Genomic DNA, 22,410 nt, shown 5'->3' with positions numbered 1-22,410 from the left:
CTACTGCGCCCCTGTCGCGCGGCTGTTATCTGATAAATTCTACTTGTTACCCGGTTTAAAATCCGTCGCATACCAGCCGGTACCCTTAAGCTGGAAACCGGAGGACGAGATCAACTTGGTCAACGCGGGCTGCCCACACGCCGGGCAGTCTGCCAGCGGCGCATCGGAAAATTTTTGCAATTTCTCTAACCGATGGTTGCAAGCACCACATGCATATTCATAAATCGGCATAGGTCGTTGGATTAAAGAGTGTTGAAAAAAGGGAGTCATTATAAAGGAAATTCATCCGCCCGATAAGTGCGAACACAGCATTGTTACCGCACTAAATGGCGCGTTTTTGTTCGAATCAACACATCGGTTAACAAATTTCCCATTAACCTGCGACAGTTTTTTCACGTAGCCTGATTCTCCCCCGGTTTTGCGCCGTGCGCTGCTCGCCTGGCGCGCCGAACAGTTTTTATTCACTTCGCAACGAGATGAAATCCATGCTGAAACTTGACGCCCAAACCACCGCTCTGGTGCTGATCGATTTGCAAAACGGCATTCTGCCCTACGCCGGTGGCCCGCACAGCGCCGACCAAGTGGTCGCGAACGCCGCTCTGCTGGCCGCGCGTTTTCGTCTGCTGGGCGCGCCGGTGCTGCTGGTGCGCGTCGGCTGGTCCGACACTTTCGCCGAGGCGCTGAAACAGCCGGTGGACAAGCCGGCTCCCGCGCCCGCCGGCGGCTTGCCGGCCAATTGGTGGGAATTCCCCGCGCCGCTGGCGGTCAGCGACAGCGATATTCTGGTCACCAAGCGCCAATGGGGCGCCTTCTACGGCACCGATCTGGATTTGCAGCTGCGTCGACGCGGCATCAAGTCTGTGGTGCTGGGCGGCATCTCCACCAATATCGGCGTGGAATCCACCGCCCGCGCCGCCTGGGAACACGGCTATGAGCTGGTGATCGCCGAGGACGTCTGCAGCGCACAGAACGCGGAAATGCACCGTTTCGCGTTCGAACACATCTTCCCGCGTTTGGCGCGAGTGCGCGACACCGGCGAAATTCTTGCCGCGCTCGACCGGTAACGTTAAGTTGTAGCCTGATAAGCCAAGGATAAGTAAAGGAAGACGACGCCGTGATCTACATCGGACTGCCCCAGTGGCAACATTCAGCCTGGAATCGTATCGGGCTGCGTGACTTGGCGGATTACAGCCGCTACTTCAACTGCGTGGAAGGCAACACCACCTTCTACGCGCTGCCGAAGCTGGAAATCGTGCAACGCTGGCGCGACATGACCGGCGACGATTTTCGCTTCTGCTTCAAATTCCCGTCGGACATCAGTCACAAAGCCGCCCTGCGCAACTGCGCCGCCGAGCTGCAGGCGTTTTACCACTGCCTGACCCCGGTGCATCAACGCATCGGCCAACTGTGGCTGCAGCTGCCCGCCGCCTTCGGCCCAGACGAGCTGCCGCGCATGTGGCAGTTTTTCGAAAGCCTGCCGAAGGAATTCACCTACGGCGTAGAAGTGCGTCATCCGGCGTTTTTCGCCAAGGGCGAGGAAGAGCGTGCGCTGAATCAGGGGTTGCGCCAGCGCGGCATCAATCGGGTGATCCTCGACAGCCGCCCGGTGCATCACGCCGCCCCCAACACCGCCGCCGTACGCGATGCCCAGCAGAAAAAGCCGAAGCTGCCGGTACACGCTCTGGTCACCGCCGACCGACCGCTGGTTCGCTTTATCGGCGGCGACAAGCTGGCCGATAACCTGCGCTGGTTCGAAGCCTGGCAGCAAAAGCTGCCGCTGTGGCAGCAACAGCACCAGCCTTATCTGTTTATTCATACGCCGGACAACGGCGATTCGCCCCAGCAGGCGCAAAAAATTTGGCAGCAGCTGCGCCTGACAATCCCCGATTTGCCTGCGCCGCCGGACTGGCCGGAACAGGATGCACTGTTTTGACCTATTAATCTGACCAATAACATCAAATATTTCCCCGCGACAGTGAATACAATGACGGCTATGATGCTGGCTGCCAGTTTTGGTTAGGGAACGGAGTTAAAAATGGTAAGCGCGCTTTATGTGGTGCTCGGCGCATTGTTGTTGATCAAACTCTCTTATGACGTAGTCAGATTAAGGATGCAGTACCGCGTAGCATACGGCGACGGCGGTTTTTACGAGTTGCAGACCGCCATTCGCGTGCATGGCAACGCCGTTGAATACATTCCTATCGCTGCCGTATTGCTGGTGATTATGGAAATGAACGGCGCGGAAATCTGGATGATTCACCTCTGCGGCCTGATGCTGATGGCCGGGCGGCTGGTGCATTACTACGGTTTGCGTAACCGCGAGGTTCGCTGGCGCCGTTCAGGCATGGCCGCAACCTATATCTCTTTGTTGTTGATGGTTCTGGCAAATATCTTCTATCTGCCCTGGGATCTGATTTTCAGCCTGCATTGATCCCGTTTTATCATCAGGCGGCCGCGCCGCCTGCTTCCGCTCCGCTTTTTTGCGCTTTTCTGTTAGACTACGCAGCTTCGAATTCTGAACTGATTTGCCGCTATGCCAAACCGCGATACCCTTTTCTCCGCCCCCATCGCCAAATTGGGCGACTGGACCTTCGACGAACGCGTTGCCGAAGTGTTCCCCGACATGATCCAACGCTCCGTTCCCGGCTATTCCAACATCATCTCGATGATCGGCATGCTGGCCGAACGCTTTGTGCAACCCGACAGCCGGGTATATGACCTGGGCTGCTCGCTGGGCGCGGCGACGCTGTCGATGCGGCGGAATATCAAGGTGCCCGGCTGCAATATCGTCGCCGTCGACAATTCGCCGGCGATGGTGGAACGTTGCCGCCGCCATATCGACGCCTTCCGCGCCGACACGCCGGTTGACGTCATCGAAGCCGACATTCGCGACATCGACATCGAGAACGCCTCGATGGTGGTGCTGAACTTTACGCTGCAGTTCCTCGAACCGGCCGATCGCCTGCGCCTGCTGGAGAAAATTTATCGCGGCCTGCGCCCGGGCGGCGCACTGGTGCTGTCGGAGAAGTTCAGCTTTGAAGACGCCGAAGTCGGCGAGCTGCTGTTCAACATGCACCACGATTTTAAACGCGCCAACGGGTACAGCGAACTGGAGATCAGCCAAAAACGCAGCATGTTGGAAAACGTGATGCTGACCGATTCGGTGGAAGCGCACAAAGCGCGTCTGCATCAAGCCGGGTTCGAGCATGCCGAAGTGTGGTTCCAATGCTTCAACTTCGGTTCGCTGATCGCCCTGAAAGCGGGGGATGCGCAATGATCGAGTTCGGTGATTTCTATCAGCGCATCGCCAAAAGCCCCCTCAGCCATTGGCTGGACACCCTGCCTGCGCAGCTGAGCGCCTGGCAACGCGAATCGCTGCACGGCAAATTCAAACAGTGGTTCAACTCGGTAGAACATTTGCCGACGCTGACCCCAACCCGCCTCGATCTGCTGCACGGCGTGCGCGCCGAAATGGAGCCCGGCCTGTCGCCGGGCCAGCTCGAGGGCATCGAGAAAATGCTGCGCACCCTGATGCCATGGCGTAAAGGGCCATTCTCGCTGTATGGCATCGATATCGATACCGAATGGCATTCCGACTGGAAGTGGGATCGCGTGCTGCCGCACATTTCCCCGCTCGCCGGCCGCACTATTCTCGACGTCGGCTGCGGCAGCGGTTATCACCTGTGGCGCATGATCGGCGCCGGTGCCCACTTCGCCGTAGGCATCGATCCGATGCAGCTGTTCCTGTGCCAGTTCGAAGCGGTGCGCAAGCTGTTGGGCGGCGATCAGCGCGCCCACCTGCTGCCGCTCGGCATCGAGCAGTTGCCGGATCTGGCGGCGTTCGACACCGTGTTCTCGATGGGGGTGCTGTATCACCGCCGCTCGCCGCTCGATCATTTGTATCAGCTGAAAAATCAGCTGGTGGCTGAAGGGGAACTGGTGCTGGAAACGCTGGTGGTGGAAGGCGATCGCCACCAGGTGCTGGTGCCGGGCGACCGTTATGCGCAGATGCGCAACGTGTATTTCATTCCTTCCGCCGAAGCGCTGAAATGCTGGCTGGAGAAATGCGGCTTCGTCGATGTGAAGATCGCCGATATGTGCGTCACCAGCCTCGAAGAGCAGCGCCGCACCGACTGGATGACCAGCGAATCGCTGGCCGAATTCCTCGATCCGAACGATCGCAGTAAAACGATCGAAGGCTATCCGGCGCCCCTGCGCGCCGTGCTGACCGCCAAAAAGCCCTAGCGCTCGCTAATCGGGCCGGCCTGTGCCGGCCCGCATTCACCCGTTACTGACATCGACAATTCGCAGCTCATAGACCATCGTCGCGTTCGGCGGGATCTGCGGCGCATAGCCCGTTTCACCGTACGCCAACGCCGGCGGCACCACCATCGTCAGCGAACCGTGATTTTTCAGATGGCCGATCGCCTCGCGGAACAGCGGTGGATAGGCGGAGAGCGGCTGAGACATCACCTTCCCGCTGCGATCCATATCCTGAATCACGCTACCGTCGGTTAAGCTCTCTTTCACCACGATGTCCACCCGCGCGTTGTCCTTAATGGCTTCATCACCCGCATAATCGATGCGATACCAGAAACCGGCAGGCGACTTCTGCGTGCCTTTCTTCTTTTTAAACTCGGCGACGAACGCCTCGCCCTTGCTGGTCTGCGTCTTCGCCGCCTGATTTCTGGCGTCGTTCACCGCTTTTTCCGACTCCGCCAGCGCGTTGGTCAACTGTGCATCGCTCAACTGGTAACGGCCGTTGAAGGTATCGATCACGCCCGCCAGCAGCACGGTTTTATCGGGATTGATGCCCCAATTTTTACGCTCCGCCAGCATCGTTTGAATGTCGCGCCCCAAGGCGACACCGGCAGCATAGCTCTGTTGCTCCGGCTTTTTCTTGAGCGACTGCGTATCCGGCAGCCATTTGGCCCGCGATCTCAGCCCATCCAGCTCCTCACGCAAGGCCTGCTGCGCCTGATGGGCCGCCGCCAGCTCCGTTGCCGTTTTTTCCGCCTGCTGCGTCGCTTTATCTCGCTGCTGCGCAGCCTGTGCACTTTCCGTCGTTGCCGTTACCAGGCGTTGTTCCAGCGTCTTAGCCTGTTCGGTTTGGGTCTTGTTTTTTTCCTGCAGCTGCGCCAGCTGCTGCTGAAGTTCACCCGCAACCTTGGCGGCTTCGGCCTTTTGCTGCGCCAGCGCCGTCTTCAGGCTTTTCTCTTGCTGCTCGACCTGTTGACGTTGACCATCACGCTCTTTCTGCAGCTGAGCCAGCTGCTGCTGAAGTTCGCCCGCCGCCTTGGCGGCTTCGGCCTTTTGCTGCGCCAGCGCCGTCTTCAGGCTTTTCTCTTGCTGCTCGGCCTGTTGACGTTGACCATCACGCTCTTTCTGCAGCTGAGTCAGCTGCTGCTGAAGTTCACCCGCCGCCTTGGCGGCTTCGGCCTTTTGCTGCGCCAGCGCCGTCTTCAGGCTTTTCTCTTGCTGCTCGGCCTGTTGACGTTGACCATCACGCTCTTTCTGCAGCTGAGTCAGCTGCTGCTGAAGTTCACCCGCAACTTTGGCGGCTTCGGCCTTTTGCTGCGCCAGCGCCGTCTTCAGGCTTTTCTCTTGCTGCCCACCCTGCTGCCGTTGGCCCTCCTGCTCTTTTTGCAGTTTCGCCAGCTGCTGCTGCAGTTCGCCCGTCAGCCTGGCAGCCTCGGCCTTCTGCTGTTCCAGCTCAGCGGCGGCCGCTTTCTTATCCTGTTCATAACGCTGGCGTGCTTTATCGTTGGCGGTCTGCGCCGCGGCCAATTTCTCCTGCCAGGCGTTATCCGCCTGGCCAGGCAGCGCTGCCAGCCGTTGTTCCAGCAAGGCGATGCGCCGATCGCTCTCCTCGGTTTGTTGCTTTTGCCGCGCTAATGCCGCCTGCGCTTCGGCGATCTGCGCCTGAGCCTTCCGCTCCTGCGGCGTCAGGTTCAGCGCCTGTCGCACGCCGCTGGCAAAATCGCTCAACGCGCTCAGATCGGGCGCAGATGCCGGCTTATCGGCAGCGGTCAGGGATGACGCAACGCGCAACGCGGTCAGCTCCTGTTGCAGTGATTGAATGGCGGTTTGCTGTTGCTCCAATCGAGCTTCCTTCTCGCGCAGCGTCTTTTGCAACTGCGCCAGCTGCTTTTTCTGCGCCGTCGTCTCACGCGTTTGAACCGGCCGGGACGCCGGTTTTTGGGTTTCCCGGGATGGGGCAACCACGGTATCAGCTGCCGGTGCGTCCTGCCGTTGGTAACGCTCGGCAAACTGCAATAATGCCGGCACGTCGTCATCCGCTGCGGCCACCGCCGGCGCAAACGCCAACGGTATCATCAGGCTCAGTAACGCCTTTCTCGCACGAGGGGTCATTGGGCGCGCTCTCCACGCTCAGCCAGGCCGGTCATCATGGCAGAACTGATGTCTGCGCACAGACGGCTGGTGCGATAACGATACAGCGCGTCGACGGTTTCCTGCGTGTCCGTGTTGACCCGCTGGCGTACCCCGGCATACTGCGCGGCGCCGCCCATCAAGGTATCGAATTCGCGTTTGAATTTTTGGTATTTTTCGTTATCCATGCCGCGCATGGCATCCAGTTCGCGCTGGCACTGCTGCATGCGTTCGGCTTCACGCTGCCGTTTGTCTTGCTCGGCAATTTCTTCCGCGCTGGGCGGCTTACTTAATGCAGAAACAGGCCGCTTGGCGGTCTGGCAGCCGGTCAGGGCCAACGTCAGCAAAAGCGCAGCGGTCAAACAGTGTGCCGTTCGGGTCATTATCGTTATCTCCTTGTTAAGTCCGCCGCCAACGCGCTCTGCGGCTGCGCCAACGGCTCTCCTCAATTGATGCTGTGATGTTCCGGCCATAAGGCAGCCGATGAAAAGGTAAAAAATATGGACGCGTTGATGAGCGGCAGATTACAAATTCATTCACCACACCAATACATACAAAAAAATCATTTAATATTATGATATTTAAAGGATTTTAACTCACAAACTTATCAGCAGGGCATGACGAGCGCAAGAAGAGATGGGAGGCAGTTCGATCGAGAAACCGTCTTGAAACGGGCTGCTTGTCTTTACAAGGCATAAAAAAAGCCCCGGCAAAACGCCGGGGCCTGGTACTTGCGTGATCGCCGAGGGCTCAGTGATACGCAAAGGGTCTTACGGCCCGGAAACCGGTTGTCAAACGCGGTTAGCTGCGTGTTTATGCGCTTTGCGCCAGGGGATCAACCAAGGCCAGCGCGTTTTTCATCGCCTCCACCATTTCGCCATCCACGCAATAATGGCTAAATTCGTCAAACTCGTTATCGGAGCACATGGTGACGCCCGCCTTGCGGTAACGCATGGTCGACGGCACCAGATGACCGGAAGAGCTGTGCAGTTCATGCAGGCCGATATCGACAAACTTGTGCAAATTGCTGAGACGCACGCCGGCACCCGCCATGATCACCGGGCCGTGACTGGCCTGGCGCAAATCACGCAGCAACGGCAGGCCCAGTTCAGCGCTCTGCTGTTGGCCGGAGGTCAGAATGCGCGCCACGCCCAGTTCGGTCAGTTGTTCCAACGCCACCATCGGGTTCTGGCACATGTCGAACGCACGATGAAACGTCACCGCCATGCCCTCGCACAGCTTCATCACTTCGCGCATGCGCGGCAGATCGATGTGCCCTTCTTCGTCCAGCATGCCGACCACGACACCGGGGAATCCCATCTCGCGGATCTGGCGGAGATCCTGTTTGATCACCTCGAAATCCACCGTACCGTAGCAGAAATCGCCACCGCGAGGGCGAACGATCGGATGCACCGGGATCGCAACCCGCTCGCGCGCCAGACGCAGCGTGCCATAGCTCGGCGTCAATCCGCCCTCGCTCTGGCTGGCGCACAACTCGATACGATCGGCACCTGCTCGTTCGGCCGTCAGCGCGCAGTCGACGCTAAAGCAACAAACTTCCAGTTTTATCATTGTCACCCCCAGATAACGGCCAACATACGGCGGCAATTGTTCATTTCTTCATTTCTCACGTAGGCTCATGCTTAGGCATAAACCGGCTCAGGGTTGTAACTATGGCATTCAATTTTGATCAATGGGTAGACCGCAGTCACAGTGACAGCGTTAAGTGGGATAAATATCGCGACCGCGACATTATTCCGCTTTGGGTCGCCGACAGCGATTTCACCTCACCGCCGGCGGTGATCGAAGCCTTGCAGCGTCGCGTGGCGCACGGCGTATTCGGCTACACCTACCCATCCCCTGATCTTATTGAGGTTTTTACTCGCCGCATGGTAGAGCGCTACGGCTGGCACATCAAGCCTGAATGGATCATTTTCCTGCCTGGGTTGGTGTGCGGCCTGAACCTGTGCGTGCGTGCCTGCACTGAAGAACATCAGAGCACGCTGGCTCCCTCCCCCATTTATCCGCCGTTTCGCAAAGCGGCTAAATTCGCCGGGCGTAAACACCTCTCGGTGCCGCTAACGGCGGCAGGCCAACGTTGGGTGCTGGATTTCTCCGCGTTGCATGATCGGCTTAGCGGCAACGAGAAGCTCCTGTTGCTGTGCAACCCGCAGAATCCCGGAGGCACCGTTTACCGCCGGGACGAACTGTTGCAGCACCATCAGTTCGCGCGCGAGCACGATTTAATCGTCTGTTCCGATGAAATCCACTGCGAGCTGCTGCTTGAACCCGGCGTGCGGCATATCCCTTTCGCCACCCTGAATGACGATGCGGCCCAACGCAGCGTGACGCTGATGTCGCCGTCAAAGACGTTTAATCTCGCCGGACTGGGCGCTTCAATGGCGATCGTCCCCAACGAAGTGCTGCGACAACGGCTGAAACGCGCGCGCAGCGGCATTGTGCCGGAGGTCAATCTGCTGGCGCTGGCGGCGGCGCAGGCGGCTTATCAATACGGGCAGCCCTGGCTGGACGAACAGCTGATTTATCTACGCGCCAATCGCGATCGGCTGACCGAGCGCATCAACGCCATGCCGGGGTTGACGGTTTTGCCAATCGAAGCCACCTACCTGGCGTGGATCGATTGCAGCGCTTTACCGGTGGACAACCTGCATCAGTTCTTCGAAGAACGCGCGGGCGTAGGATTAAGCGCCGGTTTGGATTTTGGCGACCGGCGCTTTGTGCGGCTTAACTTTGGTTGCCGGTGGGCCCTGCTCGATGAAGCGCTCGCTCGCATGGCGCGGGCCTGCGCGGCGCTGCATGCCTAGCCTTGCTCGCTGGCGACGATGTCCCGAATGGAATAGGGATGAAACTTGATCGTCACCGTTCCATCGGTGATAGCCAGGATTGGATTCGGCAAGCGCTCGCCCTCGCCTTTTGGCGAGCTTTGTTTCAGCTTGATCCCCGGGGCCAGCAGCGCTTCATCGGCGAGAAGGCTCAACGCCCGAGCGTGCAGCGTCTGCGGATCGCCACTGAGCACTAACTCGACGTGTTCCCAACCTTCATGCGGATAGCGTTTCTCCCCAGGATACGGCAGTTCGACGCAGTCTATCTGCCACGGCCCCACGGCCAGCGGCCGCGACAAATCGAACAGACAGATAGGTCGCCCGTTGATCATCGACTCGGACAGCAGTGTTCCGCACTGCATCAAGCCCTGACGCCAGCGGTCGGCAGTGGCATTCTGGTGACAACGCAGGGAGATGTGATCGGCCGTAAACGCGGCCAGGTCAAGCCGCAATCTGGCAGCAAATTGTTGTAACGCCTGCTCGAAGCGTGGCAGGTCGAGCATCAGGTCGTCCAGCTCGGCAATGGCCTGCAAGGGGGATGTCATAGAGACCTCAAAACAACGGAACGCAAGTGAGACGCCGTAATTTACACGGTGGCGACAGCGCTCGCCAGCATTGCGAGGTTTTTCAGCGGCAGTTCAGAATGATTTTCGGTTGCGTGCGGGGAGAACAAAAAACCAATTTTTTATTAAGATGACAGCTCATTAAATCAACAGAAAAATAAAAATTAAGATTTTTCGCATCCATTATACCCTTTCATCATGACGTTATGATTTAAGTTATTCTTCACAAAAAAATTCGTGGTTCGCGGGCTAAACCGATTGAATTGTTTCGCTTCATCACACTTTACCTGCTTATCAAGCTCACAAAAAAACAACAATCAACCTATTGTAAACAAAGACAATAAAATTCAATAATTAATAAAATAATAAGGATTATCTTAATTTACTCCCGAGCAATTGATTCATCAAGGCAACTCAGCTACTTTGGAGAAAATTTAAATTCGAGATGATTATTATGTTATTGCTGACGATGTCCTTGGTATTGATAATTATCGCCGTGTACGCCATCTACCGTCACTTTAAATCCCGCAGCACCAACACGCTGGATGCCAGACGCCACAACAAAAAACGTTAGTCTCCTAATCCTCGCCGCCACACGCTCTCGTTCATTCATCCTGCCTTTCACCTTCCGGCAATCAACGCGCCGTACCCGACAATGTTTCATTGCTGCGGCCGCGCCAACTGCTGACGGGCTCCGTCAGATCGGTTACAATTGCAGGCTGTTTTGTGGGAGGTGCCCGTCGCGCCTGCCACCGTTGAATCCCACAGGGGTTGGCTTCAGCCCCTCGTTCGTCATTAAGGTAACCCGGTGAATATTCAGGTTCTTCTTTCAGATAAAGTCAGCCAGGCGCTGATCGCCGCTGGCGCGCCAGCCGATTGCGAAGCGCAGGTCCGCCCATCCGCCAAGGCGCAGTTTGGTGATTATCAGGCCAACGGCGTGATGTCAGTCGCCAAAAAGCTGGGCATGCCGCCCCGTCAGTTGGCGGAAAAAGTGGTGCAACTGCTGGATCTCGGCGACGTCGCCGGTAAAGTGGAAATCGCCGGCCCCGGCTTTATCAACATTTTCCTGAACAGCGACTGGGTCGCGCGCCAGGCCGATCAGGTGCTGAACGCACCGAAACTGGGCATTGCGCCGGTTGAGCCGCAAACCATCGTTATCGACTACTCCGCGCCGAACGTGGCGAAAGAGATGCACGTCGGCCACCTACGCTCCACGATTATCGGCGACGCCGCGGCGCGTACCCAGGAGTTTCTGGGCCATAAAGTAATCCGCGCCAACCACGTCGGCGACTGGGGTACCCAGTTCGGCATGCTGATTGCCTACCTGGAAAAAATGCAGAACGAAAACGCCAGCGATATGGGCCTGTCCGATCTCGAGCAGTTTTACCGCGAAGCCAAGAAACATTACGACGAAGACGCCGAGTTCGCCGAGCGCGCACGCGCGTATGTCGTGAAGCTGCAGGGCGGCGATCAATACTGTCTGAAAATGTGGCGTAAGCTGGTCGATATCACCATGGCGCAAAACCAGCTGACCTATAACCGCCTGAACGTCACGCTGACCGAAGACGACGTGATGGGCGAAAGCCTGTATAACGCGATGCTGCCGGGCATCGTCGCCGATCTGAAAGCCAAAGGGCTGGCGGTGGAAAGCGAAGGCGCCACCGTGGTGTTCCTCGACGAATACAAGAACAAAGACGGCGATCCGATGGGCGTCATCATCCAGAAAAAGGATGGCGGCTACCTCTACACCACCACCGACATCGCCTGCGCCAAGTATCGCTACGAAACCCTGGGCGCCAATCGCGTCCTGTATTACATCGACTCCCGTCAGCATCAGCACCTGATGCAGGCCTGGACCATCGTGCGCAAGGCCGGTTACGTGCCGGAGTCCGTCTCGCTGGAACACCACATGTTCGGCATGATGTTGGGCAAAGACGGTAAACCGTTCAAAACCCGCTCGGGCGGCACCGTGAAGCTCTCCGATCTGCTGGATGAAGCCATTGAACGCGCCGAACAGCTGATCGCCGGCAAAAACCCGGATATGCCGGAAGACGAAATGAAAACCGTGGCCCGCGTGGTCGGCATCGGCGCAGTGAAATACGCCGACCTGTCGAAAAGCCGCACCACCGACTATGTCTTCGACTGGGATAACATGCTGGCCTTCGAGGGCAATACCGCGCCTTATATGCAATACGCCTATACCCGTGTGGCATCGGTATTCAAACGCGCCGGAATCGACGAAACCAGCCTGACGCTGCCGCTGACGCTGACCGAAGAACGTGAGATTGCGCTGGCCACCCGCCTGCTGCAGTTCGAAGAGGTGCTCACCACCGTCGCGCGTGAAGGTACGCCTCACGTCATGTGCAGCTACCTGTACGATCTGGCCGGCTTGTTCTCCGGTTTCTACGAGCACTGCCAGATCCTGAACGCCGACAGCGAAGAAGCGCGTCAGAGCCGCCTGAAGCTGGCGCTGCTGACCTCGAAAACGCTGAAAACCGGTCTGGATACGCTCGGCATCGAAACCGTCGAACGCATGTAAACCGCGCCGTACAGAAAGCAAAAAGGTCGCCCAGGCGACCTTTTTTTATGCTTGCCTGTGGCTCAGGCAACCCGGCGCGCGAAATCACGCGGGCGGAAGCCCAACCCGGCCAGCACGCCGAAGTAGGCCACCACACCAGCCACCACCACCGCAGCCAAGCGCAGCAAACGCTCCAGCATGTTGCCCTGATCCCAGGCCGGCATCAGCCACATCAAGCCAATCAGCACCGCCGACATCACCAGCACGGCAATCACCAGCTTGGTGAGGAACAGCGCCCAACCCGGCTGTGGCTGGAAGATCTTCTGCTTGCGCAGCTGCCAATACAGCAGCGCGGCGTTCAGACAGGCCGCCAAACCGATCGACAGCGCCAGGCCGGCATGCTTCAGCGGGCCAATAAACGCCAGGTTCATCACCTGCGTCATGATCAGCGTAATGATGGCGATCTTGACCGGCGTTTTGATGTCCTGCCGCGAATAGAACCCCGGCGCCAGCACTTTAACCACGATCAGCCCCATCAGCCCTACCGAGTACGCCACCAGCGCGCGTTGCGTCATCGCCGCATCAAAGGCGCTGAACTTGCCGTACTGGAACAGCGAAACGGTCAACGGCTTGGCCAAAATGCCGAGCGCGATAGCGCTCGGCAACGCCAGCAGGAAGCACAGGCGCAGCCCCCAATCCATCAGGCGTGAGTACTCGTCGTGGTTGCCGCTCGAAAAACTTTTGGCCAGCGACGGCAGCAGGATGGTGCCCAAGGCCACGCCCAATACGCCGGAAGGAAACTCCATCAGGCGGTCGGCGTAGTACATCCAGGACACCGAGCCGGACACCAGGAACGAAGCGAAAATGGTGTTGATGATCAGCGAGATTTGGCTGACCGACACCCCGAGGATCGCCGGCCCCATCTGGCGCATCACGCGCCAGACCCCGGCATCGCCCAGCTTGAGCCGCGGCAATACCAGCATGCCGATCTTGCGCAGGTGCGGCAGCTGATAACCCAGCTGCAGCACGCCGCCCACCACCACTGCCCAAGCCAACGCCAGCACCGGCGGGTGGAAATACGGGGCGGCGAACAGCGCGAAGCCGATCATGCTGACGTTAAGCAACGTGGGCGCAAAGGCCGGGATCGAGAAGCGGTTCCAGGTATTGAGAATAGCCCCCACCAGCGAAGCCAGCGAGATCAACAAAATGTAGGGGAACGTGATGCGCAGCAGCGCCGACGTCAGAGCAAACTTGTCGGGCGTATCGGTAAAGCCCGGCGCAGTAATGTAAATCACCCAGGGCGCGGCCAGCATCCCCAGCACCGTCACCACCGCCAGCACCAGCGTCAACAGCCCGGAGACATAGGCGATAAAGGTGCGCGTCGCCTCTTCACCCTGCTGGCTCTTGTATTCGGCCAGGATCGGCACGAAGGCCTGCGAAAACGCGCCTTCGGCAAAGATACGGCGTAACAGATTAGGGAGTTTGAACGCCACGAAGAAGGCGTCCGTTGCCATGCCGGCCCCGAACACGCGCGCGACGATCGCATCGCGGGCAAAGCCCAACACCCGCGAAAACATCGTCATCGAGCTGACGGCAGCCAAGGATTTGAGTAGGTTCATGTGGTTGTCTGATAGGTACCGTAAATATCAACGCCTGCAACAGCAGGCGTCAGTGAAACAATCGGCTCAGTTTACGCATCCGGAAAAGAATAGCTACCGCCATATGTTACATAGAGTTATCCCGCAGCAAACGCTCGACCACCCGCTGGGCGACCAGCGCCTGTTCGCCACCGGTTTCCGGCACGCTCTGGTTGGCGACGGTACTGAGGAAATGCCGCACCGCCCCGTCGAAACCGCGTTGCACCAGCGTGCTTTGCCAGCCCGGTACCGGCTGTTCCAACTCGCCCTGCGCGTCTTCGCGCCGCCAGTGACGCATGTCGGTTAACTGATACAGCGCGCCGTCGGTCACCGCCTGCACGCTTTCACGCTGGCTGCCGCCCCGGCGATGCATGCTGGTCGTTACCTGCGTGTCGCCGCAGGCGAAGTGGTGCTCAGCGTACAGCATTTCACCGGCGGCGTTGGCGTGCAAACGGCCGCTCAGCAGTTGCTCACGCCCGCCCGCCAGCCACAGCGCGGTGTCCACCACGTGCAGGTAGTCATCCAACAGGGTAAAACGCAGATCGTGCGGACCGACGCTGTCCGCCCGATGTTTATCCATGCGAATAGAGGCCGGCTGGTTCATTTGCTGCTTGAGCTGCCGGTAAAGCGGCGCGAAACGGCGGTTGAACCCCACCATCAGCGTCTTGCCTCGCCGCTCGGCCAACTCGAGCAACTGCTCGCCCTGCTCCAGCGTTTCCGCCAGCGGCTTATCGACGTAAACGTGCACGCCGCGGTTCAGCAGCTCGCCTATCACCGAAAAATGGCTGGCGGTGCTGCTGTGAACAAACACCGCGTCGCACTGTTCGGCCAGGCTGTCCAGCCGGGAAAAACAGGCCATACGGTAGCTGTCGCACAGCGGCTGCGCTTTTTGCTGGTTGGGCGAAAAACCGCCCACCAGCGTCCAATCCGCCGCCTGGCCGAGGATTGGCAGGTAAGCCTTCTGCGCAATACTGCCCAATCCCACCACGCCCACACGCAATTTAGTCATTCGCTTCCCTCGCCAACAGATGTTGCACCAGCCGTTTCAATTCCGACACTTCGTTTTCCAATGCGCTGACCCTGGCGCTCAGGTCGCCGTCGTCTTCAGACTCAAGCGCCGCCGGGGCCTCATCAATCTGGCCGCTGAACAGGTGCATGAACCGACTTTCGCGTTTGCCCGGCTCACGCGCCAGGCGCACCACGAACGGGCCATCTTCCCGCGTGGCCAGCTGCTGCAGCACCTGTTCAACCTCGCTGACATCGTTGAACTCGTGCATCCGGTTGGTGCGGGTGCGCAGTTCGCCCGGCGTTTGCGCGCCGCGCAGCAATAAGGTGGCGATCACCGCCAGTTCGGCGGGCGAAAGTTTCAGTTGGCCAAACTCGGAGTTGCAAAACCGCTGTTCGTACTTGACTACCCGGTTGCCGAACCCGCTGAGGGTGCGCAGGAAATGTTTGCGCAGCAACAGATCCAGCAGTTGCTGCACCTCGCTTTCGCTCAGATCCATCACCGGCTCGCGGTTGGTTTTTTGGTTGCACGCCAGGGTAATGGCGTTAAGCGAAAGCGGGTATTGATCCGGGGTCGTGACCTGTTTTTCCAACAGGCAGCCGATGACCCGCGCCTCTCTGGCGTTCAATTCATATTTCATCGTTTGGCCTCAACGTGGGGGTAGCCACTCTTTATTGGTGTATGCCGTCAAAACGTGGTCTTGCCACTTGCCGTCGATCAGCAGGTAATCCTTGGCGTAACCTTCGCGTTCAAATCCCAGACGCGTCAGCAGTGCGCCGCTGCGCTGGTTGTGAGGCATATAGTTGGCCATGATGCGGTGCATGCGCTGTTGGCGCAGCATATAACGGATAGCGGACTGCAAGGCTTCGAACATCAGCCCTTGTCCCTGCCATTTCTCCCCCAGTGAATAACCGAGGAAACAGGCGTGAAACGAACCGCGCAGCACGTTGCTGAAGTTGGCCACGCCGCGCACTTCCTGTTCTTCCGGATCGAGCAGGATAAAATAGTAGGCGCTGCCCTGTTTTTGCATTTCGGTGATCATGCCCAGGCGCGCCTGCCAGCCGGAAGGATAACAGTGGCTTTCGTCGCGCACCGGCTCCCAGGGTTTGAGAAAGGTCCGGTTCTCGGCATAATAATCCGCCAGGCGATAGGCATCCCGTTCATGCACTAAACGGACCACCATCCGGTCGGTTGTAAGACGTACTTTTGGCGATGCAGAGCGATAGCCGAACATCATTTCCCCCGCGGTCAAAACGGTTCGATAAGAAGTATTTATTAGGAAGCCGAGCGGATCATTATCCTGTGCCGATCTTTTGCCATGGTTTTATTTTTCCCATAGCGCCGCAGAACTGCACTTCCCTGCATTCAATATAACCGTAGCCCGCCCCCGAGGTAAAATCCCGGCCGCTCAGTAAATCGCCGAATACGCGTTTTACGGCGTTTTTCCGCCAATTTTGTAGTTCAGGTAACACCTTGACGATAAAAAAATATTATCTATGCCGCCCCTGTCGCCGTACGAGAATTGGGTAGAGAATGGAACGGCTGTCTCCCCTTCTTTCTTAATTGCTCATGGTGAAGCATGTCTCTGGTATCGCAAGCGCGCAGCTTGGGTAAATATTTTCTGTTGCTCGACAATCTGCTGGTGGTGTTAGGCTTCTTTGTCGTTTTCCCGCTTATTTCGATTCGCTTCGTCGATCAGCTGGGATGGGCGGCGCTGGTCGTCGGCATCGCGCTGGGTTTGCGCCAGCTGTTGCAACAAGGGCTCGGCATCTTTGGCGGCGCCATCGCCGATCGTTTCGGCGCCAAGCCGATGATCGTCACCGGCATGTTGCTGCGCGCCGCCGGGTTCGCCACCATGGCGATGGCCGATGAGCCCTGGATACTGTGGTTCTCCTGCGCGCTCTCCGCCCTCGGCGGCACACTGTTCGATCCGCCGCGCACCGCTTTGGTGATCAAATTGACCCGTCCGCACGAGCGCGGCCGCTTTTTCTCGCTGCTGATGATGCAGGACAGCGCCGGCGCGGTGGTCGGCGCGCTGATCGGCAGTTGGCTGCTGCAGTACGATTTTCACTTTGTCTGCTGGGTTGGAGCGGCGATCTTCGTGCTGGCCGCCGGTTGGAACGCCTGGTTACTGCCGGCTTACCGCATCTCCACCGTGCGCGTGCCGATGAAAGAAGGCCTGTTGCGGGTCCTGCGCGATCGCCGCTTCCTCACCTATGTCCTGACGCTGACCGGTTACTACATGCTGGCGGTGCAGGTGATGCTGATGATGCCGATCGTGGTCAACGAAATTGCCGGTTCACCGGCGGCGGTGAAATGGATGTACGCGATCGAAGCGGCGCTGTCGCTGTCGTTGCTCTATCCGTTGGCGCGTTGGGGAGAAAAACACTTCCGGCTTGAGCAGCGCCTGATGGCGGGCCTGTTGCTGATGACGCTCAGCCTGCTGCCGATCGGTCTCGCCACCAGCCTGCAAGGGGTCTTCACGCTGATCTGCTGCTTCTATCTGGGCTCGATTATCGCCGAACCGGCGCGCGAAACGCTGAGCGCTTCGCTGGCCGATCCGCGTGCGCGCGGCAGCTACATGGGCTTCAGCCGCCTCGGTCTGGCGCTGGGCGGCGCGTTGGGCTATACCGGCGGCGGCTGGATGTACGATAGCGGACGGGCGATGAATATGCCGGAACTGCCCTGGTTGCTGCTCGGGGCCGTCGGTTTTGCCACGCTGCTGGCGCTGTACTGGCAATTCAGCCCACGGCGCAATGCGTCGATGATGCTGCGCGGCGGTTAACGCCGTAGAAATCCGGCCGAATCGGCAACAGCTGCTATCCTGTTAGTAAAAACCTCACAGGAGCCCGTCGGCATGATTGAAGAAGCGAAGTTACCGCAACTGCTCGAACATATGATATTGAACCTGCGCATGATTTACGCGCGCTCCACCCTGGTGGAAAAAGCGCTGGCTCACATCATCGCCGGCGACAGCGCGCTGAAAAGCGATATCATCAAACAGCTGCAGGTCGTCTCCGCCGCCAACGAGCGCGATCGGGTCGATCTGGAACAGGCCCGCATTCACCTGATCGACGTGCTCAACTCGGTACCGGCCAAGAAATAACGCCCCTCGCCCGCGCCTGTTGCGCGGGCAATATCGCAATAGCGCACCATCCAACACACGCACGTCAAGACAGCCTCGATAAGCTGTGGTAACTATTGCTGTTAAAACCTGACAACCCGGAGCAAGCATGAAACTGTTCATTTACGATCATTGCCCATTCTGCGTTAAAGCCCGCATGATTTTCGGCCTGAAACGTTTGCCGATTCGCCTGGTCACGTTGCTCAATGACGATGAGACGACCCCGTTCAACCTGATCGGCCAGAAAATGGTGCCGATCCTAGTCAAGGACAATGGCGAGGCGATGCCGGAAAGCCTGGATATCGTGCGCTATGTCGATAGCCTGGACGGTAAGCCGGTGCTGACCGGCCGCACCAACCCGGCCATCGCCGAGTGGCTGCAGCGGGCCGGCAGCTACAGCGCAAAATTGCTGCTGCCGCGTATTGCACATGCCGACTTCGAAGAATTTGCCACCGACAGCGCCCGCCGTTACTTTATCGATAAGAAGCAGGCGTCAATCGGTGATTTCGCCGAGCATCTCGCCAACAGCGCCGATCTGATCGCCGAACTGGAAGCCGATCTGCAAGCGCTGTCACCGCTGATCGTCTCCGCCGACGCGGTGAACGGCGAGCTGTCCGAGGACGACATTCACCTGTTCCCGCTGCTGCGTTCGTTGTCGATCGTCGCCGGGGTTGCGCTGCCGGATAACGTGGAAGCCTACCGCAACCGCATGGCGCAGCGCAGCGAGGTGCCGTTGCTGCTGGATATGGAACAATAACGTTCGAGAGTCACAAAAAGGACATGGCGTACTGATGTTGAAAATGGTGCTCGCCACCGCTCGCGATCGGGCGCGGCTGAAGGAAATTACCTCCGTTCTGATCCGTTATGGTCTGCAAGACGTTCTGCGCTTGCTGGGGCTGGGGGCATTGCTGCGCGGTGTCCGCGGCGAGCCCGCCCTGCAGGACGCACAGACCCTGCCTGAAAGGCTGCGGGAAGCACTCGAGGCGCTGGGCCCCACCTTCGTCAAATTCGGTCAGATCCTGGCCACGCGTTCTGACCTCCTGGATCCGGCGTGGACCGACGAACTGGATCGCCTGCACAGCCAGGCGGCGGTATTGCCATGGGAGATACTGGCGCCGCAGATCATCGCCGATCTGGGGGACGAACCCGAGCACCTGTTTGCCGAATTCGATCGCACGCCGCTGGCCGCGGCATCGATGGCGCAAATTTACCGCGCCCGCTTGCACAGCGGCGAACAGGTAGTGGTGAAAGTGCTGCGGCCCGGTTTGGCGAAAACCATCCACGCCGATCTGCGGCTGCTGGCCTCGCTGGCGGAAACCGTGGAGCAGCAGAGCCCCACGCTGGCACGCTATCGGCCGCGGCAGATGGTCCGAGCGCTGGCGACGGCGCTCAATCACGAGCTGGATTTAACTCACGAAGGGCATAACTGCGATCGCGTCGCCAAGATGTTTGCACGAGAACCCGACGTGGTCGTGCCGAAAATCTATTGGCAATGGTCGTCTCCGCGTCTGTTAGTGCAGGAATACTTGCCCGGTACCGCGCCGGAGAACCCTCAGCAATTGGCGGCGGCAGGCTTTGACGGCCCGCTGCTGGCGCAACGCGGCGCCCGCGCCTTTATGAGCATGGTGCTGGAGCATCGGCTGTATCACGCCGATCCCCACCCCGGCAACGTCATGGCGCTGAGCGGTGACCGCGTCGGTTTTATCGACTTCGGTATGGTGGGCCAGCTGTCCGAGCGGCGGCGCAACCAGTTGCTGCTGCTGCTGCAGGCCATCGCCGATCGCCAATCCGAAGGCATCGTTAACACGCTGATCGCCTGGTCGGACAGCGAACCGTTGGACCTGATGGATCTGGAGTTGGCGGCGCAAAACTTTCTCGACAAACAGGCCGCCGCCACCCTGACGCTGGGCAAAGCCTTGACCGACCTGCTGGTGATGGCGCGTGAACACCAGCTGGCGTTGCCGCCCGACCTGGTCCTGCTGTTCAAGGCATTAATCACCGCCGACGGCGTGCTGCATCGGTTGGATCCGGCCTTCGACATCGTAGCCACGCTCAAACCGATGCTGCAACAAACGGTGCTGCAGCGCTATGCCCCCGACGCCGTGCGCCAGCGGTTGTTGGCCCTGGGCGGGGAAGCGCTCGATGCCGGAGAGGAGCTGCCGCAAACCCTGCGCCTACTGGTTCGCCGCCTCAAACGCGGGCAGCTCAATGCCGATATCAACGTCAGTAACCTCGGCCAGTTGAGCAAAGCGCTGGAACGCGCCGCCGTCACCCTGGCTATCGCCATCGTCACCGCCGCTTTTGCCCTGGGGCTGGCGCCTTATCTGATGCATTCGTCGCTGCGGCTGTGGGGGATTCCGCTGTTCCCACTGTTGGGCGGCGCAGCCTGCCTGGCCGGCGTGATTCTCTTGGCGCTGCGACTGCGGCGCTGACGCTTTCGGCGTTATCCGATAGGTCTCACCCACTTTTGCGCGCACTATCCTCTGCACATCGCCGCCTGCCGTTTTCACGCGCAGGCGGAACGTTTATAATGATTAATCAATTATCTGCAGCACTTTTCGCCAGCAGTCGCAATGAGGCATGAATGAAGAAGATCCTGATGGGCGCAGCCGCCCTGCTGTTCGCCGGCGTATTGGCCGGTTGCAATCAACTGACCCAATACACCCTGAGCGAGCAGGAAGTGAATGATTACCTGCAGAAACACAACGACTATCAGAAGCAGATCGGCGTGCCCGGCCTGGTGGACGCCAACATCGTGCTGACTCAGCTGCAAAGCCAGATCGGCCGCAGCGAACCGGGTAAAGTCACCCTTTCCGGCGACGCCAAGGTCAACATCACGTCGATTCTCGGCCCGCAGACGGCGGATCTTAAGCTGACGCTGAAAGCGCAGCCGGTTTACGACCGCGCACAGGGCGCCATTTACCTGAAGGATATGGAGTTGACCGATTACAGCGTACAGCCGGAAAAAATGCAGACGGTGATGAAAGCGCTGACGCCATACCTGAATCAGTCGCTGAAGTCTTACTTCGACCAAAAGCCGGCTTATGTGCTGAATCCTGACAACAGCAAAACCGAAGCGCTGGCGAAAAAACTGGCAAAGGGATTGGAAGTGAAACCGGGTGAACTGGTGATCCCGTTTAGCGACTGACCGCGTTTGATGCATCAAGCCCGCCGCTCGGCGGGCTTTTTTATTTTATTGCGGGAAAGTATTACTGCGGCTCGCTGTAGGCAATCTCGCCGGTGTTGCAGTTGAGCGTCACGTTGTAGGTTTTATCCATCTTGGTACCCCGCACCGTCAGCGGCACCTGCCACACCTGATCCTTGCCGGTGATGGCATCCGGGCTGACCCAGGCGATCGGAGTTGCGGTGCCCAGCAGCTTTTTGTCTGCCTCCCAGCGCGTGATGCGGTTCTGCAAGAAATCACGCTTGACCTGAGCGGCAATATCGGCCGGCTGCAGACCGGCACACTGCCCCACCTTGGCGGTGCGTTGCTCTTGATCCTGCGCCCACACCGCAGTCGATGCTCCCATCATGGCCAACAAGGCGATAGCCAAACCCGTTTTTTTCATATGTCCTCCCGTTGTGATTAGCGCTATCCGGGCGCCCATCCCTGGCTCACAACAGGGTTTCGGCAAAGAGTTACCGTTTGACGAACTCGATGACAAACAGCGCATCCAGGCCCGGATAGATTTCCTTGATCACCTGCTTCAGTTCGCCCAGCGACATGTTCTCCTGCTGTGCGTGGCGTTCGGTCAGCGCATCCAGGCGCACCGGCGTTACCGACAGCACTTCGATAAAGCAGAAAAATACGCCGTCTTCATTGCGGCTTACGCGCAATACCTCGCCCGGTTCGAAGTGCGACTCACTGGCATCCCGAATGGTGATGGTTTTGCGCCCGGCCAGAATGTCTTGCTCGAAGCGGCTGAAGAAAGTTATTTCACGGCTCATTTTAGATCCTTTTTCATCACAATACCGCAACATAAGTCATTATGCCGCTTGCTTTTCTGACGCAGATCCCTCTTTTGAGTTAGAGGCCGTTTTTTTCGCTTTCGCTTCCGTCGGTTTTTTGCCGGTTTCCGCCGGCGATGCGCCGCGCAGAATCAGGCCCAGTGCGTCCTTATTCTCTGCCAGGAAGAAGCTCAGCCCGTCGCGCTGTTCGTCGTCCAGGTTCAGCGGCGCCTGTTGCAGCCACTCTCCGAGGTTATCCGCCAAATCCAGCATTTTGTCGTAGGCGTCGGCTTCTTTCTTGCTCGCGAAAGTCATTTTTTCCTCACCGTTTCTCACCACCACATATTTAACTTCAACCGCCATGCGTGCGTCCTCAAATAC

24 protein-coding genes are annotated in these 22,410 nt (G+C 58.6%); 12 read left to right on the top strand and 12 right to left on the bottom strand.

Annotation, left to right across the window (positions count from 1 at the left end):
* Positions 1-39: 39 nt before the first annotated feature.
* Positions 40-231: an FmdB family zinc ribbon protein gene (locus tag FHU12_RS07245; RefSeq protein WP_033632845.1), complete on the bottom strand. Its 192-nt coding sequence runs from the start codon at positions 229-231 to the stop codon at positions 40-42.
* Positions 232-485: 254 nt separating this feature from the next.
* Between FHU12_RS07245 and FHU12_RS07240 the strand changes: the two genes are divergently transcribed.
* The 5 genes from FHU12_RS07240 to cmoB all read left to right on the top strand — a co-directional run bounded on the left by FHU12_RS07240 (position 486) and on the right by cmoB (position 4,245).
* Positions 486-1,064 carry a hydrolase gene (locus FHU12_RS07240; protein WP_141968362.1) on the top strand — a complete coding sequence of 193 codons (579 nt, stop codon included), beginning with the start codon at positions 486-488 and terminating at the stop codon, positions 1,062-1,064.
* A gap of 53 nt (positions 1,065-1,117) precedes the next feature.
* Positions 1,118-1,933 (top strand): DUF72 domain-containing protein, encoded by an 816-nt coding sequence (locus tag FHU12_RS07235; RefSeq protein WP_141972917.1) that lies wholly within the window; start codon positions 1,118-1,120, stop codon positions 1,931-1,933.
* A 102-nt stretch (positions 1,934-2,035) separates the two neighbouring features.
* Complete coding sequence (locus tag FHU12_RS07230; protein ID WP_004932387.1) at positions 2,036-2,431, top strand: MAPEG family protein; 396 nt, start codon at positions 2,036-2,038, stop codon at positions 2,429-2,431.
* Positions 2,432-2,533: 102 nt separating this feature from the next.
* Positions 2,534-3,277, top strand: a complete 744-nt coding sequence (cmoA, locus tag FHU12_RS07225) for a carboxy-S-adenosyl-L-methionine synthase CmoA (RefSeq protein WP_049202466.1) — start codon at positions 2,534-2,536, stop codon at positions 3,275-3,277.
* The gene (gene cmoB, locus FHU12_RS07220; protein WP_060423921.1) at positions 3,274-4,245 is read left to right on the top strand and encodes a tRNA 5-methoxyuridine(34)/uridine 5-oxyacetic acid(34) synthase CmoB; all 972 of its coding nucleotides are present in this window, start codon (positions 3,274-3,276) and stop codon (positions 4,243-4,245) included. Before cmoA ends, cmoB begins: the two co-directional genes overlap by 4 nt.
* A gap of 36 nt (positions 4,246-4,281) precedes the next feature.
* Here the strand turns inward: cmoB and FHU12_RS07215 are convergent, their stop codons facing one another.
* The 3 genes from FHU12_RS07215 to cutC all read right to left on the bottom strand — a co-directional run bounded on the left by FHU12_RS07215 (position 4,282) and on the right by cutC (position 7,962).
* Entirely contained in the window at positions 4,282-6,372 is a 2,091-nt protein-coding gene (locus FHU12_RS07215; RefSeq protein ID WP_141968360.1) for an FKBP-type peptidyl-prolyl cis-trans isomerase N-terminal domain-containing protein, read from the bottom strand.
* Positions 6,369-6,773, bottom strand: coding sequence for a YuaE family lipoprotein (locus tag FHU12_RS07210; protein WP_141968358.1), 405 nt, complete (start codon positions 6,771-6,773; stop codon positions 6,369-6,371). Before FHU12_RS07210 ends, FHU12_RS07215 begins: the two co-directional genes overlap by 4 nt.
* Before the next feature lie 430 nt (positions 6,774-7,203).
* Positions 7,204-7,962 (bottom strand): copper homeostasis protein CutC, encoded by a 759-nt coding sequence (gene cutC / locus FHU12_RS07205; protein ID WP_048234720.1) that lies wholly within the window; start codon positions 7,960-7,962, stop codon positions 7,204-7,206.
* 101 nt (positions 7,963-8,063) lie between these two features.
* Here cutC and FHU12_RS07200 point away from each other — a divergent pair, with 101 nt between their 5' ends.
* Positions 8,064-9,215 (top strand): MalY/PatB family protein, encoded by a 1,152-nt coding sequence (locus FHU12_RS07200; RefSeq protein ID WP_141968356.1) that lies wholly within the window; start codon positions 8,064-8,066, stop codon positions 9,213-9,215.
* On the opposite strand, the gene FHU12_RS07195 is transcribed toward FHU12_RS07200, so the two are convergent.
* Positions 9,212-9,778, bottom strand: a complete 567-nt coding sequence (locus FHU12_RS07195; protein WP_141968354.1) for a VOC family protein — start codon at positions 9,776-9,778, stop codon at positions 9,212-9,214. The two genes, FHU12_RS07200 and FHU12_RS07195, sit on opposite strands and share 4 nt — an antisense overlap.
* An 826-nt stretch (positions 9,779-10,604) precedes the next feature.
* Between FHU12_RS07195 and argS the strand changes: the two genes are divergently transcribed.
* Entirely contained in the window at positions 10,605-12,335 is a 1,731-nt protein-coding gene (gene argS / locus FHU12_RS07190) for an arginine--tRNA ligase (protein WP_141968352.1), read from the top strand.
* Positions 12,336-12,397: 62 nt separating this feature from the next.
* On the opposite strand, the gene murJ is transcribed toward argS, so the two are convergent.
* From murJ to rimJ, 4 genes are all read right to left on the bottom strand, one after another.
* Positions 12,398-13,933 (bottom strand): murein biosynthesis integral membrane protein MurJ, encoded by a 1,536-nt coding sequence (murJ, locus tag FHU12_RS07185; protein ID WP_141968350.1) that lies wholly within the window; start codon positions 13,931-13,933, stop codon positions 12,398-12,400.
* Between the two features lie 106 nt (positions 13,934-14,039).
* The gene (locus tag FHU12_RS07180) at positions 14,040-14,960 is read right to left on the bottom strand and encodes a Gfo/Idh/MocA family protein (RefSeq protein WP_141968348.1); all 921 of its coding nucleotides are present in this window, start codon (positions 14,958-14,960) and stop codon (positions 14,040-14,042) included.
* A complete protein-coding gene (locus tag FHU12_RS07175) occupies positions 14,953-15,597 on the bottom strand; it encodes a YceH family protein (protein WP_141968346.1) in 645 nt (214 codons plus the stop codon). The genes FHU12_RS07180 and FHU12_RS07175 overlap by 8 nt, the downstream gene beginning before the upstream one ends.
* 9 nt (positions 15,598-15,606) lie before the next feature.
* The gene (rimJ, locus tag FHU12_RS07170; RefSeq protein WP_025159814.1) at positions 15,607-16,191 is read right to left on the bottom strand and encodes a ribosomal protein S5-alanine N-acetyltransferase; all 585 of its coding nucleotides are present in this window, start codon (positions 16,189-16,191) and stop codon (positions 15,607-15,609) included.
* Positions 16,192-16,536: 345 nt separating this feature from the next.
* Here rimJ and mdtH point away from each other — a divergent pair, with 345 nt between their 5' ends.
* The 5 genes from mdtH to FHU12_RS07145 all read left to right on the top strand — a co-directional run bounded on the left by mdtH (position 16,537) and on the right by FHU12_RS07145 (position 21,229).
* On the top strand, positions 16,537-17,742 hold the full coding sequence (gene mdtH, locus FHU12_RS07165) for a multidrug efflux MFS transporter MdtH (protein WP_141968344.1): 1,206 nt from the start codon (positions 16,537-16,539) through the stop codon (positions 17,740-17,742).
* A gap of 72 nt (positions 17,743-17,814) precedes the next feature.
* Positions 17,815-18,063 carry a hypothetical protein gene (locus FHU12_RS07160; RefSeq protein WP_141968342.1) on the top strand — a complete coding sequence of 83 codons (249 nt, stop codon included), beginning with the start codon at positions 17,815-17,817 and terminating at the stop codon, positions 18,061-18,063.
* 127 nt (positions 18,064-18,190) lie between these two features.
* On the top strand, positions 18,191-18,838 hold the full coding sequence (grxB, locus tag FHU12_RS07155; RefSeq protein ID WP_141968340.1) for a glutaredoxin 2: 648 nt from the start codon (positions 18,191-18,193) through the stop codon (positions 18,836-18,838).
* A 34-nt stretch (positions 18,839-18,872) separates the two neighbouring features.
* Complete coding sequence (locus FHU12_RS07150) at positions 18,873-20,513, top strand: ABC1 kinase family protein (protein WP_141968338.1); 1,641 nt, start codon at positions 18,873-18,875, stop codon at positions 20,511-20,513.
* A gap of 152 nt (positions 20,514-20,665) precedes the next feature.
* On the top strand, positions 20,666-21,229 hold the full coding sequence (locus FHU12_RS07145; protein WP_033632830.1) for a lipoprotein: 564 nt from the start codon (positions 20,666-20,668) through the stop codon (positions 21,227-21,229).
* A gap of 61 nt (positions 21,230-21,290) precedes the next feature.
* Here FHU12_RS07145 and yebF read toward each other — a convergent pair whose 3' ends face one another.
* The 3 genes from yebF to FHU12_RS07130 all read right to left on the bottom strand — a co-directional run bounded on the left by yebF (position 21,291) and on the right by FHU12_RS07130 (position 22,392).
* Positions 21,291-21,650 (bottom strand): protein YebF, encoded by a 360-nt coding sequence (yebF, locus tag FHU12_RS07140; RefSeq protein WP_141968336.1) that lies wholly within the window; start codon positions 21,648-21,650, stop codon positions 21,291-21,293.
* 70 nt (positions 21,651-21,720) lie between these two features.
* Positions 21,721-22,029 carry a N(4)-acetylcytidine aminohydrolase gene (gene yqfB, locus FHU12_RS07135; protein WP_004927562.1) on the bottom strand — a complete coding sequence of 103 codons (309 nt, stop codon included), beginning with the start codon at positions 22,027-22,029 and terminating at the stop codon, positions 21,721-21,723.
* A gap of 39 nt (positions 22,030-22,068) precedes the next feature.
* The gene (locus FHU12_RS07130; protein WP_141968334.1) at positions 22,069-22,392 is read right to left on the bottom strand and encodes a YebG family protein; all 324 of its coding nucleotides are present in this window, start codon (positions 22,390-22,392) and stop codon (positions 22,069-22,071) included.
* Positions 22,393-22,410: the final 18 nt, after the last annotated feature.

Source organism: Serratia marcescens (assembly GCF_006715005.1).
In the GTDB taxonomy this organism is placed as follows: domain Bacteria; phylum Pseudomonadota; class Gammaproteobacteria; order Enterobacterales; family Enterobacteriaceae; genus Serratia; species Serratia montpellierensis.
This window is presented reverse-complemented; position numbering and strand designations above follow the sequence as displayed.

Coding starts and splice junctions, on each gene's coding strand:
- FHU12_RS07245 (WP_033632845.1), bottom strand. CDS start 231: ATGCCGATTTATGAATATGCATGTGGTGCTTGCAACCATCGGTTAGAG.
- FHU12_RS07240 (WP_141968362.1), top strand. CDS start 486: ATGCTGAAACTTGACGCCCAAACCACCGCTCTGGTGCTGATCGATTTG.
- FHU12_RS07230 (WP_004932387.1), top strand. CDS start 2,036: ATGGTAAGCGCGCTTTATGTGGTGCTCGGCGCATTGTTGTTGATCAAA.
- cmoA (WP_049202466.1), top strand. CDS start 2,534: ATGCCAAACCGCGATACCCTTTTCTCCGCCCCCATCGCCAAATTGGGC.
- cmoB (WP_060423921.1), top strand. CDS start 3,274: ATGATCGAGTTCGGTGATTTCTATCAGCGCATCGCCAAAAGCCCCCTC.
- FHU12_RS07215 (WP_141968360.1), bottom strand. CDS start 6,372: ATGACCCCTCGTGCGAGAAAGGCGTTACTGAGCCTGATGATACCGTTG.
- FHU12_RS07210 (WP_141968358.1), bottom strand. CDS start 6,773: ATGACCCGAACGGCACACTGTTTGACCGCTGCGCTTTTGCTGACGTTG.
- cutC (WP_048234720.1), bottom strand. CDS start 7,962: ATGATAAAACTGGAAGTTTGTTGCTTTAGCGTCGACTGCGCGCTGACG.
- FHU12_RS07200 (WP_141968356.1), top strand. CDS start 8,064: ATGGCATTCAATTTTGATCAATGGGTAGACCGCAGTCACAGTGACAGC.
- FHU12_RS07195 (WP_141968354.1), bottom strand. CDS start 9,778: ATGACATCCCCCTTGCAGGCCATTGCCGAGCTGGACGACCTGATGCTC.
- murJ (WP_141968350.1), bottom strand. CDS start 13,933: ATGAACCTACTCAAATCCTTGGCTGCCGTCAGCTCGATGACGATGTTT.
- FHU12_RS07180 (WP_141968348.1), bottom strand. CDS start 14,960: ATGACTAAATTGCGTGTGGGCGTGGTGGGATTGGGCAGTATTGCGCAG.
- FHU12_RS07175 (WP_141968346.1), bottom strand. CDS start 15,597: ATGAAATATGAATTGAACGCCAGAGAGGCGCGGGTCATCGGCTGCCTG.
- rimJ (WP_025159814.1), bottom strand. CDS start 16,191: ATGTTCGGCTATCGCTCTGCATCGCCAAAAGTACGTCTTACAACCGAC.
- mdtH (WP_141968344.1), top strand. CDS start 16,537: ATGTCTCTGGTATCGCAAGCGCGCAGCTTGGGTAAATATTTTCTGTTG.
- FHU12_RS07160 (WP_141968342.1), top strand. CDS start 17,815: ATGATTGAAGAAGCGAAGTTACCGCAACTGCTCGAACATATGATATTG.
- grxB (WP_141968340.1), top strand. CDS start 18,191: ATGAAACTGTTCATTTACGATCATTGCCCATTCTGCGTTAAAGCCCGC.
- FHU12_RS07150 (WP_141968338.1), top strand. CDS start 18,873: ATGTTGAAAATGGTGCTCGCCACCGCTCGCGATCGGGCGCGGCTGAAG.
- FHU12_RS07145 (WP_033632830.1), top strand. CDS start 20,666: ATGAAGAAGATCCTGATGGGCGCAGCCGCCCTGCTGTTCGCCGGCGTA.
- yebF (WP_141968336.1), bottom strand. CDS start 21,650: ATGAAAAAAACGGGTTTGGCTATCGCCTTGTTGGCCATGATGGGAGCA.
- yqfB (WP_004927562.1), bottom strand. CDS start 22,029: ATGAGCCGTGAAATAACTTTCTTCAGCCGCTTCGAGCAAGACATTCTG.
- FHU12_RS07130 (WP_141968334.1), bottom strand. CDS start 22,392: ATGGCGGTTGAAGTTAAATATGTGGTGGTGAGAAACGGTGAGGAAAAA.